Here is a 13,940-nt window from a genome sequence, read left to right on the forward strand (position 1 = left end):
ATCAGCCACAACCGGCCCGCAGTCGAAGTGTGACCCTCCCCGCCCCCCGGAGGGGCCGGCTACGGGACTTGCTGGGACCGGCTGTTCGATGGCGTGACCGTGTTACGGCCACGCGGTTCCGCCGTCTCCGATTCCAGGCGCTGGCGCGTCTGCGCGCCATAGACGCCGGGTTCCTCGCGGAGGCCTCGGCCCGACTGGAAGGTGCGTACGGCGGTCTCGGTCCGGCTGTTGTAGGTGCCGTCGGCGTCACCCGAGAAGAGGGCCAACTGGCTCAGGCGCAGTTGGAGTTCGGTGACTTCCGAGCCACGGTCGCCGGGGCGCAGGACAGGGTCGTCGTCCCCGGGTGCCCCTTGCGAGGAGGCAGGCCCCGAGTCGGTGGGCCGTGCGGTGGACGGTGGGCGGGTCGTGGGGAGCGTGGGGGAGGGCCTGGCCGGGGTGGTCGGCTTGGTGGCCGACGGCGAGGGGCTCTTGCTGCTCAGTGCGGGCGGCGCGGGCGGTACGGCAGACGCGGGCGTCCGGGTGGGTGACTTGGTCGCCGACGGCGACGGCTCCGGCTCGGTCGCGTCCGGCACGCTCGCGCGTATGTCGTCCGGGTGGGCGCTGGTCCGTGACGGCGTCTCATAGGTGAACAGCCCGCTCGCGAAACCGGCCGCGGCGACCACGACGGCGACGGCTCCGGCGCCGACGAGCGCGAACCGGCGCCGTCGGCCGCCGCCTTCGGCGGGCTCCTGGGGCATGGACGCGGGCAGGGACCCGGGGACGGACCCGGGAGGAGCCACGGGTATGGACGCGGTGATGGGCTCCGGGTCGAGAGCCTGCGTTTCGAACAGGCGGAGGTCGGCCGTGTCGGGCGGGGTGGCCGCCGGGACCAGGGGAGCGGAGACGGTCGACGCGGCGGTCGGGTCTGCGGAGGGCTCGGACGCCCGGGGCGCGCTCGGTGCCGAGGGCGACTCCGGCTGGTGCGGCGCCGTGTGTGCCTCCGGCCGTTCACCGGGCTCGCTCAGCGGCCGGGATGCCCCCGCGTCGGCGTCGGCGTCCGCGGCCAGGGGCCCTTCGTCCGCTCCCAAGTCCACGTAGGGCCGAATGCGCAACGGGTTGAAATCCTCCGCCACGGCCGCCTCCGCGGAGCGGGTCTCCAGGAGGGCATCCGCCGCCCGTTGGGCGCACGCGCAGGAGGGCGCGCCCCCTTGCGCCCGGGGCGCCCCGCATTCCGGGCAGACGTGCTCGTGCCGGTCACTCACGTGTGAATCCCTCCCCCAACAGAACTCCAGTGATTATGCAGACCTCCTCCACACCTTCTCCCTGTTACCCCCGGAATCCCCAACTCTATTCAGGATTCAACAGGCCATAACAGGTCACACCGACCAGGATGGGACCGGAACGGGACCCTCGCGGCCGGGAGGTCTGCATGGCCGAGGATGCGCAAGGCGGGAACGCACAGGAGCCGGCGGGCGGCGCCCCGGACCTCGCGCGCCCCGCCCGGAACCACACGCAGGGCGCCCACCCTGATCAGAGGCATCTGCGGGGTGGCGTTCTCGTCTCGATCGGCGCCCTTCTGCTGGGCATGCTGCTCGCGGCGCTGGACCAGACGATCGTGTCGACCGCGCTGCCGACCATCGTCAGCGAATTCGGCGGCCTGGACCACCTGTCCTGGGTCGTGACGGCGTATCTGCTCGCCTCGACCGCCGCCACCCCGCTCTGGGGCAAGCTCGGTGACCAGTACGGACGCAAGAAACTGTTCCAGACCGCCATCGTGGTCTTCCTCATCGGCTCCGCGCTGTGCGGAATGGCGCAGAACATGCCCCAACTGATCGGATACCGGGCCCTTCAGGGACTCGGCGGCGGCGGGCTCATGGTGCTGTCGATGGCGATCGTCGGCGACATCGTCTCGCCGCGCGAACGGGGGAGGTACCAGGGGTTGTTCGGGGCCGTCTTCGGCGCCACCAGTGTCCTCGGCCCGCTGATCGGCGGACTTCTCACCGAGCACCTGAGCTGGCGCTGGGTCTTCTACGTCAACCTTCCCATCGGGGTGATCGCGCTCGCCGTCATCGCCACCGCCCTGCACATCCCGGTCCGCGCCCGGCGGCACACGATCGACTACCTCGGTACGTTCCTGATCGCGTCCGTCGCCACCTGCCTCGTCCTCGTCGCCTCGCTCGGCAGCACCACCTGGGGCTGGGGCTCGCCGCAGATCGTCGCCCTCGCGGTGCTCGCCGCCGTGCTGACCGTGGCGTTCGTGGCAGTCGAACGGAAGGCCGCCGAGCCCGTACTCCCCCTGAAGCTGTTCGGGATCCGCACCTTCACCCTCTCGGCGGTGATCAGCTTCGTCGTGGGCTTCGCCATGTTCGGCGCGCTGACGTACCTGCCGACGTTCCTGCAGGTCGTCCAGGGCGTCTCACCCACCACGTCCGGCTTGCACATGCTGCCGATGGTGGCGGGCATGCTGTTCGCCTCGACCGTGTCCGGCCAGATCGTCAGCCGTACCGGCCGCTGGAAGGTGTTCCCGGCCGCGGGCACGGCCGTGACGGCCGTCGGGCTGCTGCTCCTGCACCGGCTGGACGAGAACAGCTCCACGGGCGAGATGAGCGCGTACTTCCTCGTGTTCGGCCTCGGCCTCGGCCTGGTCATGCAGGTACTCGTCCTGATCGTGCAGAACTCCGTCGCGTACGAGGATCTCGGGGTCGCCACCTCCGGCGCGACGTTCTTCCGCTCCATCGGCGCCTCGTTCGGCGTAGCCATCTTCGGCACGATCTTCGCGAGCGGCCTCGCCGACCAGCTGACGGCGGCATTCGCCGGGCAGGAGCTCCCGCCCGGCGTCACCGCGGACACCCTCAAGGCCGACCCGCGCGGCATCGCGGAACTCCCCGCCGCGCTGCGCCCCGCCGCCCTGCACGCGTACGCCTCGTCGATCACGGACGTCTTCCTGTACGCGGCTCCCGTCGCCGTTCTCGGCTTCGTACTGGCCTGGTTCCTGCGCGAGGACAAACTGCGGGCCTCGGTGACGGCACCCGACGGCACGCAGACGCTGGCGAGCAATCCGGTGGAGCGGTCGTCGTACGACGAGGTCTGCCGCGCGCTGTCCCTGCTCGGCACGCGCGAGGGGCGGCGCGAGATCTACGAGAAGATCACCGCCCGCGCCGGTTACGACCTGCTCCCCGCGTCGAGCTGGCTGCTCCTGCGCATCCGGGGGTACGGCTGGGCCGAGCCGGCTGTCCTCGCCGAACACAGCGCCGTTCCCCTGCCCGTCGTCATCGCCGCCGTCCGCCAGGTCGAGGAACGCCGCCTCGCCGTACGCGAGGGAATGGACCTCGTCCTCACCGAACAGGGCCGCGAAGTCGCCGGCAGACTCGCCTCGGCCCGCGAGGATTCTCTCGCCGAACTCCTCGGCGACTGGTGGACCCCCGACCGCCCCACCGACCTGGCCCAGCTCATCAAGGAACTGAACGCGGAACTGTGCGGCTCCGACGCGGAACGCCCCCACGACGGGACGACGTCCGGGCCGGCGGGGCGGGAAGCCTGAGCGGAGGTCTCACCAAGGTGATGTTGATGCCCCGTCAGGCCGGCGATTTCCAGCTCGGCGGGGTCGGTGGCATGTCCGCGGTGGAGCAGGCACCAGCGGTCGCGTCATGGCGGACATGGTGACGAGGCGCCGTACGCCCTCCGCGAGTCAATTACCCGCGGAGACGCACCCGGTGAGCGTCTTGCCGTGCGACCGTCAGCCGTGCAGCCGTGTACCGGAGTCGTTTGGGTGCCGTGATGCGGGCAACCCGGACGAGGAACCGGCCCGACGGGCCGAGAACCCTCGGAAGGCATCCCATGTCCACAGGCGTGATCATCGTTCTGATCGTGGTCGCGGCGGTCATCGTCGTCAGCGCGGTCGCCCGGCTCGTGATGGCTCGCAGGGCGAGCGGCGGGGCGAGCCTGAAGCGAAGCTTCGGACCCGAGTACGACCGGGCCGTCGCCCGGCACGACGGCGACGCCAAGGCCGCAGAACGCGACCTCGCGGACCGTGTGCAGCGGCACGGTTCGCTGCGCAGGCACCCGCTGGAGCCCGCGGCGCGGGAGCGGTACGAGGCTCGCTGGGCGGCCGCCCAGGAGCGGTTCGTCGACTCGCCGCGCGAGGCCGTGGTCGAAGCGGACCGGCTCCTCGCGGAGCTGGCCGGCGCCCGCGGCTTCCCGGACGGCGACCGCTACGACGAGCAGCTCGACGCGCTCTCCGTGCACCATCCGCACCACGTCCACGGCTACCGGCGCATCCACCGGGCCGCGCATGTGTCAGCCGCCCACAGCGGCACCTTGACAGGCACCTCGACGACGGGCACCTCCACCGACACCCTCACCGGCGTCGGCGAGAGCCGTGCCGGAACGGAGGAACTCCGTGAGGCCATGCTCGAGGCCCGCGTCCTGTTCGAGGACCTGGTGACTCCGGGGCGCGATGACATGGCCCGGCACCGGGCGGACGACGCGACGACTCCGCCCGACACCCCCGCCGCCACCCGGTCGCATCGCCTCGGTAACCGTCTGCACGCGCCGTGGGCGTTCAACAGGCACCACGCCAAGGGGAGTTGAGGCACATGTCGGAGAGCACCGCCCCCGGCAAAGACGTGGGGCCCGGCAAGAAGACCGGTGGCTCGGGCGGGCGGCTGATGTCGCACGACGAGACCGACAAGTGGACGTTGCGGTTGCAGCACGCGGTCGCCGGATTCGTCGACGAACCGCGCGAGTCGGTCGAGGAGGCCGACGAGGTGCTCCAGGAGGTCTCGGCCCGGTTCGCGGACGCCGTCACCCAGCAACGCCGCACCCTGCGCACGTCCTGGCAGACCACCGGCGACGACAAGGCCGACACTGAGCAGCTCCGGCTGGTCCTGCGCGACTACCGCGAGCTGGCGGAGCGAATCCTGCGGCTGTGAACCCGTAGATCTCAGAACCTGGGAGGCTGAGAGCCTCAGAACTCCAGAACCTCAGCACGCCGTAACCCGTGTACGCGGTCCTCCCGCATACGCGGGTTACGTGTCTCTGCGGACCTCAGCCCGCTCCGCCCGCGCGCCGCTCGCGCCACTCACGGACGATCTCCTCCACGTCGTAGGGCTTGAGGCCCAGCGGCGGACCCGGCGGCGGCTTGAACATCATCTCGCGGATCTTCGCGTTGATCTCCGTGATGATCTGCCGCACCACACGCTCCGAACGGGCGTCCGCGGCGCGGGTGAGCGCGTCCTCCGCCTCCTTGCGCAGGGCCAGGGTCGGCGGCAGGACGGACAGCCCCTCTCGGGCCATCTTCTGCTTGATCCACCACAGTTCGTCGTACGACGTGTCGGGGCCGCTCGGCAGCGGCTTGCCCGCGCCGGGGAGCCGCTCGAACTCCCCGCGCGCCTCCGCCTCGCGAATTTGTCGGTCGATCCAGGACTCGAAGCTGACACCGGGAGGTTTTCGCTCGGTCATACATCAATTGTGCCGGACGGTGTGCCGCCGGTCGATCTATCATCCGGGGCGATACGTCGCCTGGGTGCCAACGGCTCCCCGGTGCACGACCATTGGACTGCGGGAACTGAAGGAGCGCACGTGCTCGAACTCACCATGGCCTCGGTGTCCGAGGCGGACGCGGGCGCGACGGCCGGCATGTCGATGGCCGACGCGCCCAGCGAGCCGGGTGCCATGTTGCGGGTGGGACGGGACCGGGCCGTGTGCCGCCTGGCCACGCCCGACGACTGGCTGTTCATCTCGCGGGTCCACCTGGAGTTCCTGTGCGGGCCCGAGGGGACGTGGCAGGTGACATGGCTGCGGGGATCGCATGCCGAGCCGTCGTCCGAGGTGCGTTTCGGGCTGGTCGGCGGGGTCCCGCAGGCCCTGCCCTACGGGGGGACGGCGAAGCTGCCCCGGGGCGGTTCCGGTGAGATAGTCATCCAGGACCGCACCGCGCCGCGCAGCGTGAACGTGGGGTTCTACCACGAGGCATGACCCAAGGCGCGTAACCCCGAGCGCGTAACCCCTGGGCGCGCGCAACCCCAAGGCGCGTAAGCCCACTACGGCAGTACGCGGGCCAGTGCGAAGCCGTCGTAGCCCTTGGTGCCCACCGTCTGGATCGCCGTCGCGGTCAGCTTCGGGTGCGTGGCGAAGAGTTCGAGGGCCGCACGGGTGCCGCGTAGGGCCGGGTCTTCGCGGGTGGTGTCGGCGATGGCGCCACCGCGTACGACGTTGTCGAGGACGATCAGGCTGCCGGGGCGGGTGAGCTTGAGGGCCCACTCGACGTAGTGGGCGTTGTTCTCCTTGTCCGCGTCGATGAAGACCAGGTCGAAGGGGTCGGGGTTGTCGTCGGCCAGTTTCGGCAGGGAGTCGAGGGCGGGGCCCACGCGGATCTCCGTGATCTTGTCGAGGCCGGCGCGGGCGAGGTTGCGGCGGGCCACGTCCGCGTGGCGTGCGGCGTACTCGAGGGTGATCAGGCGCCCGTCTTCCGGGAGGGCGCGGGCCAGCCAGATGGTGCTGTAGCCGCCGAGGGTGCCGATCTCCAGGATGCGGCGGGCGCCCTGGATCCGGGCGAGGAGGTGGAGCAGCTTGCCCTGGTTCGGGGCGACGTTGATGTGCGGCAGTCCGGCGGCGTCGCTGTCGCGCAGCGCCGCGGCCAGGGCGTCGTCGGCCGGGGCGAGGAGGGCGGTGAAGTAGTCGTCCACGTCGGTCCAGAGCTGTGGCTCGGTCATGCACCATGCCTTTCGTCCAGCTAGTTAGGTGCCCTAACTAGTTCGGGTCGAATATAGCCGGTTGCCCATGGAACGGGCGTTGGTGAACCGCTTTCCGGCCGCGCCGCGTTGTACGCCCCGGCCCGGTGGCGTCAACTTCTGGCCAAAAGGCGGAAGGACGTCAGGTGAAGCGGGGGTTGCCTGCGTCTCACTGCGGGGGTCAGTGCGAGCCTCTTAAGGTTCGAACAGGAAAAATGCAGACGAACCCACGGGACACCAGGGACCAATGGGGCGGGAAGGGCCGACGGCGCGTGGCGAATGTGGAGCACAGCGGACGACCAGGTGAGGCCTTCCCGGCGGGAGCCGGCGAGACGGTGAAGGCCAGGCTGCGAGCGGTCCGCGCGGCCCTCTGGCTGGTCGTCGCGGTGCTGGCGATGCGGCAGGTCGCCGTCGACCTGCGTACCCCGAAAGGGGAACGCCTGACGGACCTGGAGACCTGGGTCGGCCCGGGCGGCGTGCTGCATGTGAACGGATCGCTGTACGACTCGACGCGCTTCACGGGCACCCCGTTCGGCGGCCTCGTCCTCAAACCTCTCACCCGAGCGGCCGAACAGGCCCTCGGCTGGGGCTGGACCTTCGGCACGCTGCTGCTGGTCGTCGCGCTGGGCCTGGTCGCTGCCCGCGCCCTGCCGCAGCCCGTGAGCCGGCGCACGGCCCTGCTCGCCGCACCCTTGGCGATCAGCCTGCTGATGCTGTCGCTGCCCGTGCGCAACACGCTGTACCTCGGCCAGACCAGCATCATCCCGGTGCTCCTCGTGCTGCTCGGCTGCTTCCTGGTCCGGGGAGAGCGGGCGAGCGGGGTGTTCATAGGCGTCGCCGCGGCACTCCAGCCGACCGTGCTGCTGTTCGCACCGCTGCTGTGGTTCACCGGCCGCCGCCGGGCCACGGTCTCCGCCGGTGTCACCTTCGCCGCCTGCACGGTGCTCGCCTGGGCGGCGATGCCGCACGACTCGTACACGTACTGGGTGCACCACCTCGCCGGTGTCGGGCTCGGCGGGCGCGCCGACGACCTCGCCAACCAGTCGCTGCACGGCGTGCTGCTGCGGATCGGACTGACCGGGCCGCTGGAGATCACCCTGTTCCTGCTGCTGGGCGCTGCCGTCGCCGCCCTCGGTCTGAGCCGCGCCGTGCGCTACGCGCGCGACGGGCAACTGCTGCTCGCCGTCGCGGTGACCGGCTGTGTCGCGGTCCTGGTGTCGCCGACCACCTGGCAGCACCAGCTGCTGTGGGTGCTGCTCGCGATGGTCGGCCGGGTGGGCCGGAGGGCGAGCGACCGGTTCGTGTGGCCGGTCGCCGTCATCCTGGTGATGACGCTCCCGGCGAAGATGATGCTGCCGAACATGCCGGAGCTCCACCCGCTGCGCGACAACTTGGTGCTGCTGGCCGCGCTCGCCGCCGCCTGCGCCGTTCCGTTTCTGTCCCGTACCTCGCCCTACTACCAGACGCCGATCCCCACCGAGTACGCGCGGCCCGTCCCCACGCGTTTCAGACGCGTCCCGCTCCTGCCGTTTCTGCGCCGGGTCCTCACCCGCCCGAACCTGCTCCTCGAACTGCTGCTGATCCGCGTCGGTTACTCCGCGTACCAGCAGGTCAGGCTCGCCGCGAACGGCGGCAGCAACGAGGGGGCCCGGGCCATCGCCGAGGAGCACGGCGAGCAGATCCACGCGATCGAGCAGTTCCTCTTCATCGACATCGAACACTGGGTCAACCACGCGGTGGTGAACGTCGACTGGCTGCGGGCCTTCTTCGACTTCTACTACACGTCGTTCCACTTCGGCGTGCCGCTGAGCATCCTCGGTGTCCTCTACGTCCGCCGCCCCTCCGACTACCGCTGGGCCCGCTCGGCGCTCGGTTTCGCCACGATCCTCGCGCTGGTCGGCTTCTGGCTGTACCCGCTGGCCCCGCCCCGGCTGATGCCGGGCCTCGGCTTCATCGACACCGTGCACGGTGTGCAGGACTTCTCCAAGCCGGACTACGGGACGCTGACCGCACTCACCAATCAGTACGCGGCGATGCCCTCACTGCACTTCGGCTGGTCGCTGTGGTGCGGGCTCGTCATCGCCATCCTGGCGCCCAAGTGGTGGATGAAGGCCCTCGGCCTGCTGCACCCGCTGTTCACGGTCTCCGCGATCGTGGCGACCGCCAACCACTGGGTGCTGGACGCGGTGGGCGGCGGGGCCGTCGTCGGCGCCGGCTTCGCGCTGACCTACCTGTTGCAGGGGCCGCGCCCCCGTCCGCTCGCCGAGCCCGTGGAGGTCAGCATCGCGGAGCCGGACCCGGCGAAGGACCGTACCCCGAGCTGATCCGGTACACGCCCGGTTCGGTCACCGTCAGCCGCGTGAACTCGCCCCGCCGCTCCAGGCAGCCGCCCTCGGCGTACATCCAGGGCGAGAACGCGACGCGCACGGTCACCGAACCGGCCCGCCGCATCTGCACGACCAGCTCATCGCTCGAGGAGCGGACCACGGAGGCGGGCGCCGAGACCAGCGGCACCGCACCACGGACCCGGAACACCTGCCAGTGGCTGTCCCGCCACACCGGCTCCAGCCACGCGGGCCGGCTCCTGACCAGGCGCGCCTCGTCCTCGGCGTACCCGTCCGGCTGTCCGGCGGGCAGTACGACGAAGCCGACGGCCCACCGGTCCAGCCAGGCCCGGTATGTCGTGGCCGAGAACGTCCCGTCGTAGAAGAGGCGGCCGCGTTCCACGTCCAGCTGCCGGTTCCAGCCGCGGGCCAGGTTCACATGCGGGGCCAGCGCCGTGGCCTCGCGGTGGTTGCGGGCCGGGACCACCTCCACCCGGGTGCGGTCGGCGCCGAGCCGGTCCAGCGCGCCCACGACACCGGTCGTGTCGGCGGCCCAGGCCGGCACGGTCGTGGACACCATCAGGTCGTCGCAGGTCTTCTTGCCCACCCAGCCCACGGAGAAGACCAGCGCGAGGACGAGCGCGACGCGTCTGTGTCCGGGCCCCCGCACCGCGAGCAGCGCGGCCAGCAGGGCGGCGGGCGCGAAGAGCTCGGCGAGCCGCTCCACGTTGGTGCCGATCGGCGAGGGGATCAGATACGTCAGGACCGTGCCGGCCGCGTACACGACGGCGGCCCACCGCAGCACCCGCCAGCCGCGCGGCGCCAGGGTCAGTACGGCGACACCGATCAGGACGGGCGGCCAGATCCGGGCCGCGGGCATCAACTGCTCGCCGGTGAACGGGAACAGCAGCGTGGTTCCCCCGACCACCACGACCGGCGGCGCCATGAGCGCGGCCGCGCGCGCCCCGTCGCGTACGAGGGCGTGACCGGCACCCGCCACGACCAGGAACAGCCCGGCCACCGGGCTCGCCATCGTCGCCAGCGCCGCGTACGCCACCGCCGGCGGCACCCGCCGCTCCCGTGTCAGCAGCACACAGGCCGCGATCCCGAAGGCGACGCCGAGCGCGAAGGTCGTACGGCCGGACGCGACGTTGCACCACAGCGCGAGCGAGGCGAGCAGCGCCGGGCCCAGCGGACGGCGGATCCCCGTACGGACGATCAGGACCGCGGCCAGCCAGCCGGCGAGCAGCCCGGCGACGACCGTGACCGTGCGCACTCCGAAGGCGGCCATCAAGTACGGCGAGATCAGGCTGTAGTTGGCGGTGTGCATCCCGCCGTACCAGAAGAGGCTGTACGCCGAGTCGCCATGCCGGGACACGAACTGGGCCCAGGCCTCCTGGGCCGCGAGATCCCCGCCACCGGTGGCGAGGAGCGCGCACCACACCGCGTACAGCGGAACCGTCAAAGCGGTGGCGAGCAGCGGAACGCGGTGGCGTCGGCAGAACTCCCGGAGCTGCTGCCGGAACGACCCCTTCCGGCCGGCGGCGGAGTCGGCCGGCAGGGCCGGGGACAGCTCGGCGGCAGAGACCACGGTCAGCGTTTTCCGTTCGAAGTCTTCGAGGCTGTGTTCGTGTTGTCAGGTGCCAAGACGTTGTTGTGAACGGAAACGTTCAGTGAATTCCGGCCTGAGGACGTGGCCGGGCCGGGGCGAGCTCTCGGGGAGGCAGGGGCGGGGCGTAGGGAGGAGACGCCCCCGCCTCCCGCGCACCACAGGTCAACTGACGCTGACCTGCAGTTCCTTGACGCCGTTCAGCCAGGCCGAGCGTAGCCGCCGGGGGTCGCCTGCCAGTTGGAGGCCGGGCATCGTGTCGGCGATGGCGTTGAAGATGAGGTCGATCTCGAGCGTCGCCAGGGACTTGCCGAGGCAGAAGTGCGGGCCGCCGCCCCCGAAGCCGAGGTGGGGGTTCGGGTCACGGGTGATGTCGAAGGCCTCCGGCGCGTCGAAGACATCCGGGTCGTGGTTCGCGGAGGAGTAGAAGATGCCGACGCGGTCGCCCTTTCTGATCTGCTGCCCGCCGAGTTCGGTGTCCTGGGTCGCCGTGCGCTGGAAGGAGACGACGGGCGTCCCCCACCGCACGATCTCCTCGGCCGTGGTGGCGGGGCGCTCCCTCTTGTAGAGGTCCCACTGGGCCGGGTGAGTGAGGAAGGCGTGCATGCCGTGACTGATGGCGTTGCGGGTCGTCTCGTTGCCCGCGACGGACAGCGCGAGCACGAAGAAGCCGAACTCGTCCGAGGCGAGGTTGCCCTCGTCCTCCGCGGCCACCAGCTTGGTGACGATGTCCTCGGCGGGGCACTGCTTCCGGTCGGCGGACATGTTCATCGCGTACGCGATGAGTTCGGTGGCCGATTCCTGACCGACCTCCTCGGTGATCGCGTACTCCGGGTCGTCGTACGAGATCATCTTGTTGGACCAGTCGAAGATCTTGAGGCGGTCCTCCTGCGGGATGCCGATGAGCTCGGCTATCGCCTGGAGGGGCAGTTCGCAGGCGACCTGGGTGACGAAGTCGAAGGCGCCGTCGGGGCCGGCGCCTGCGAGCGCGCTCTCGACGATCCGGCCGGCCCGGTTGCGCAGGGTCTCTTCGAGGGCGCGGATGGCGCGCGGCGTGAAGCCGCGCTGCACGATCTGGCGGACGCGCGTGTGCTCGGGCGGGTCCATGTTGAGGATGATCAGCCGCTGGGCGTCGATCGCGTCGCGCTGGATGTGCTCGTTGAAGCGGATGATCGCGGTGTTGAGGTAGGAGGAGAAGAGCTCGGGGTGCGTGGAGACGTACTTGACGTCCGCGTGCCGGGTGACGGCCCAGTAGCCCTCGTCCCCGAAGCCGGCGAGGCCGGGCTGTTGCGGAATCCAGTGGACCGGTTCGGTCCGGCGCAGCTCGGCGAACTCCGGGAGAGGCACACGGTGGTGCAGCAGATCGGGGTCGGTGAAGTCGAACCCGTCGGGCAGCGCTGGACAAGGCATCGGCAACTCCAGGTCTTGCGACGGTCGGGTGCTGTTCTGACGGGTCATCAGGAACCGGGAATTGCCGTGAAGGTAGTAACGGGTTCTACAAGTCGCAAGAGGCATGACGCGCCGAATTGCGTGCGGAGTTCGTGCAGATCACCACTTCGGGAGCTGCAAGACCCTTGCGGTGCCAGGCCCCCGCTCAGCACACTGCATGAAGAACTAGAACGCGTACTAGTTCCTGGGCCGGACCAGGTCGTGACGGCCGGAACCATCAGTTGAGGAACCGAGGCGGCGAGCAACCAGGTCCGCGAGAGCGGCGGCGGTTCAGCCGCAGAGGAGGGCCTGGGTACCCAATGGCCGCTGAACCCGTCATCGTCGAAGCCGTACGCACCCCCATCGGCAAGCGCTCAGGCGCGCTCGCCAATCTGCATGCCGCCTATCTCCTGGGCGAGACCTATCGTGAACTCCTCGCCCGCACCGGCATCCAGCCGGACTGCGTCGAGCAGATCGTCGGCGGTGCCGTCACCCAGGCCGGCGAACAGTCGGGCAACCCCGCCCGTACCGCGTGGCTCGCCATGGGCCTGCCGTACGAGACGGCGGCGACGACCGTGAACGCCCAGTGCGGATCGTCGCAGCAGGCCTCGCACATGGTCGCCAACATGGTCGCGGCCGGGGTCGTCGACATCGGTATCTCGTGCGGGGTCGAGGCGATGTCCCGCGTACCGCTGGGCTCCGCCTCCAGGCACGGGCCGGGAAAGCCGCAGCCCGACGAGTGGAACGTCGATCTGCCCAACCAGTTCGAGGCGGCCGAGCGCATCGCCCGCAACCGCGGCCTGACCCGCGAGAACGTCGACTCGCTCGGGCTCGTCTCCCAGGAACGAGCCGCGATCGCCTGGTCCGAGGAACGCTTCAAACGTGAGACGTTCGCCGTGCAGGTGCCCACCACCGAGGAGGAACAGCGCGCCGGGCAGGGCATGTGGCGGCTCGTCGACCGGGACGAGGGGCTGCGCGACACCTCCATGGAGGCGCTGGCCGCACTCAAGCCGATCATGCCGACGGCCGTGCACACCGCCGGCAACTCCTCGCAGATCTCCGACGGGGCCAGTGCCCTGCTGTGGGCGTCCAAGCGGATGGCCCGCGCGCTGAAGCTCAGGCCGCGCGCGCGGATCGTCGCCCAGGCCCTCGTCGGCACCGACCCCCACTACCACCTCGACGGCCCCATCGACGCGACCCGCGCGGTCCTCGGCAAGGCGGGCATGACCCTGAAGGACATCGACATCGTCGAGGTCAACGAGGCCTTCGCCTCCGTGGTCCTGAGCTGGGCCCAGGTCTTCGAACAGAACCTGGAAAAGGTGAACGTCAACGGCGGCGCGATAGCGCTCGGACACCCGGTGGGCGCCACGGGAGCGCGGCTCATCACCAGCGCCCTGCACGAACTGGAGCGCAGGGACAAGGAGTTCGCGCTCATCACGATGTGCGCGGGCGGGGCCCTGGCCACCGGGACGATCATTCAGCGGCTCTAGTGCCGCGACAGGCAACGTTCGCCCCGTCGCGACGCCCGGCACGCACTCTCGTCGCACCGGGCACAAGCCCAAGTACATCCAGTACGAGGGCCTGCACCCGGCACGCCGAGAGCACGCACCGGACGCCGCTCCTTGACGGGCAAACGTTACCTGCCGCGGCACTAGAATCGTGGCGTGGCATTCATGAGCACCCCGCACTGCTGCTTCTTGTGATCGGGAAGCATTGAGGGCGATGCCGGACGGCGTCGCCCTCCTTGGTGTGCCCGCCGCGTGAACCATGCTCCCAGCGCTGCCCGTACCGAGGCGGCCGGGCGCCGGGCCCGTTCCTTCCTGGGGCGGCGACTTCCCGAGCGCGTGCAGGCACGGTCCCTTCCCTTCA

At 70.5% G+C, this 13,940-nt stretch carries 11 protein-coding genes; 6 read left to right on the forward strand and 5 right to left on the reverse strand.

What is annotated here, in order from left to right:
* Window positions 1–59: 59 nt before the first annotated feature.
* On the reverse strand, window positions 60–1,241 hold the full coding sequence (locus FGD71_RS34010) for a peptidoglycan-binding domain-containing protein (RefSeq protein WP_119104429.1): 1,182 nt from the start codon (window positions 1,239–1,241) through the stop codon (window positions 60–62).
* A gap of 167 nt (window positions 1,242–1,408) precedes the next feature.
* Between FGD71_RS34010 and FGD71_RS34015 the strand changes: the two genes are divergently transcribed.
* The 3 genes from FGD71_RS34015 (at window position 1,409) to FGD71_RS34025 (ending at window position 4,910) form a co-directional block, all read left to right on the forward strand.
* A complete protein-coding gene (locus FGD71_RS34015; RefSeq protein WP_119104430.1) occupies window positions 1,409–3,520 on the forward strand; it encodes an MDR family MFS transporter in 2,112 nt (703 codons plus the stop codon).
* A 296-nt stretch (window positions 3,521–3,816) separates the two neighbouring features.
* Window positions 3,817–4,569: a hypothetical protein gene (locus FGD71_RS34020; protein WP_119104431.1), complete on the forward strand. Its 753-nt coding sequence runs from the start codon at window positions 3,817–3,819 to the stop codon at window positions 4,567–4,569.
* A 5-nt stretch (window positions 4,570–4,574) separates the two neighbouring features.
* The gene (locus FGD71_RS34025) at window positions 4,575–4,910 is read left to right on the forward strand and encodes a hypothetical protein (RefSeq protein ID WP_119104432.1); all 336 of its coding nucleotides are present in this window, start codon (window positions 4,575–4,577) and stop codon (window positions 4,908–4,910) included.
* 115 nt (window positions 4,911–5,025) lie between these two features.
* On the opposite strand, the gene FGD71_RS34030 is transcribed toward FGD71_RS34025, so the two are convergent.
* Window positions 5,026–5,439 (reverse strand): DnaJ family domain-containing protein, encoded by a 414-nt coding sequence (locus tag FGD71_RS34030; protein WP_119104433.1) that lies wholly within the window; start codon window positions 5,437–5,439, stop codon window positions 5,026–5,028.
* Window positions 5,440–5,559: 120 nt separating this feature from the next.
* On the opposite strand from FGD71_RS34030, the gene FGD71_RS34035 reads away from it, so the two are divergent.
* Window positions 5,560–5,955: a hypothetical protein gene (locus FGD71_RS34035; RefSeq protein ID WP_119104434.1), complete on the forward strand. Its 396-nt coding sequence runs from the start codon at window positions 5,560–5,562 to the stop codon at window positions 5,953–5,955.
* A gap of 65 nt (window positions 5,956–6,020) precedes the next feature.
* Here FGD71_RS34035 and FGD71_RS34040 read toward each other — a convergent pair whose 3' ends face one another.
* Complete coding sequence (locus tag FGD71_RS34040) at window positions 6,021–6,692, reverse strand: O-methyltransferase (protein WP_119104435.1); 672 nt, start codon at window positions 6,690–6,692, stop codon at window positions 6,021–6,023.
* A gap of 290 nt (window positions 6,693–6,982) precedes the next feature.
* On the opposite strand from FGD71_RS34040, the gene FGD71_RS34045 reads away from it, so the two are divergent.
* Window positions 6,983–9,034 carry a bifunctional glycosyltransferase 87/phosphatase PAP2 family protein gene (locus tag FGD71_RS34045; protein ID WP_162931309.1) on the forward strand — a complete coding sequence of 684 codons (2,052 nt, stop codon included), beginning with the start codon at window positions 6,983–6,985 and terminating at the stop codon, window positions 9,032–9,034.
* On the opposite strand, the gene FGD71_RS34050 is transcribed toward FGD71_RS34045, so the two are convergent.
* Window positions 8,988–10,631 (reverse strand): DUF2029 domain-containing protein, encoded by a 1,644-nt coding sequence (locus tag FGD71_RS34050; RefSeq protein WP_119104437.1) that lies wholly within the window; start codon window positions 10,629–10,631, stop codon window positions 8,988–8,990. The genes FGD71_RS34045 and FGD71_RS34050 overlap by 47 nt on opposite strands.
* A gap of 177 nt (window positions 10,632–10,808) precedes the next feature.
* The gene (locus tag FGD71_RS34055; protein WP_119104438.1) at window positions 10,809–12,053 is read right to left on the reverse strand and encodes a cytochrome P450; all 1,245 of its coding nucleotides are present in this window, start codon (window positions 12,051–12,053) and stop codon (window positions 10,809–10,811) included.
* 338 nt (window positions 12,054–12,391) lie between these two features.
* Here FGD71_RS34055 and FGD71_RS34060 point away from each other — a divergent pair, with 338 nt between their 5' ends.
* The gene (locus tag FGD71_RS34060) at window positions 12,392–13,561 is read left to right on the forward strand and encodes a steroid 3-ketoacyl-CoA thiolase (RefSeq protein ID WP_119104439.1); all 1,170 of its coding nucleotides are present in this window, start codon (window positions 12,392–12,394) and stop codon (window positions 13,559–13,561) included.
* Window positions 13,562–13,940: the final 379 nt, after the last annotated feature.

Source organism: Streptomyces sporangiiformans (assembly GCF_005768555.2).
Taxonomy (GTDB): Bacteria; Actinomycetota; Actinomycetes; order Streptomycetales; family Streptomycetaceae; genus Streptomyces; species Streptomyces sporangiiformans.

What these genes read in the sequence shown, in the direction of transcription:
- FGD71_RS34060 (WP_119104439.1), top strand. Translation starts at nt 12,392, where the DNA reads ATGGCCGCTGAACCCGTCATCGTCGAAGCCGTACGCACCCCCATCGGC.
- FGD71_RS34015 (WP_119104430.1), top strand. Translation starts at nt 1,409, where the DNA reads ATGGCCGAGGATGCGCAAGGCGGGAACGCACAGGAGCCGGCGGGCGGC.
- FGD71_RS34025 (WP_119104432.1), top strand. Translation starts at nt 4,575, where the DNA reads ATGTCGGAGAGCACCGCCCCCGGCAAAGACGTGGGGCCCGGCAAGAAG.
- FGD71_RS34040 (WP_119104435.1), bottom strand. Translation starts at nt 6,692, where the DNA reads ATGACCGAGCCACAGCTCTGGACCGACGTGGACGACTACTTCACCGCC.
- FGD71_RS34020 (WP_119104431.1), top strand. Translation starts at nt 3,817, where the DNA reads ATGTCCACAGGCGTGATCATCGTTCTGATCGTGGTCGCGGCGGTCATC.
- FGD71_RS34055 (WP_119104438.1), bottom strand. Translation starts at nt 12,053, where the DNA reads ATGCCTTGTCCAGCGCTGCCCGACGGGTTCGACTTCACCGACCCCGAT.
- FGD71_RS34030 (WP_119104433.1), bottom strand. Translation starts at nt 5,439, where the DNA reads ATGACCGAGCGAAAACCTCCCGGTGTCAGCTTCGAGTCCTGGATCGAC.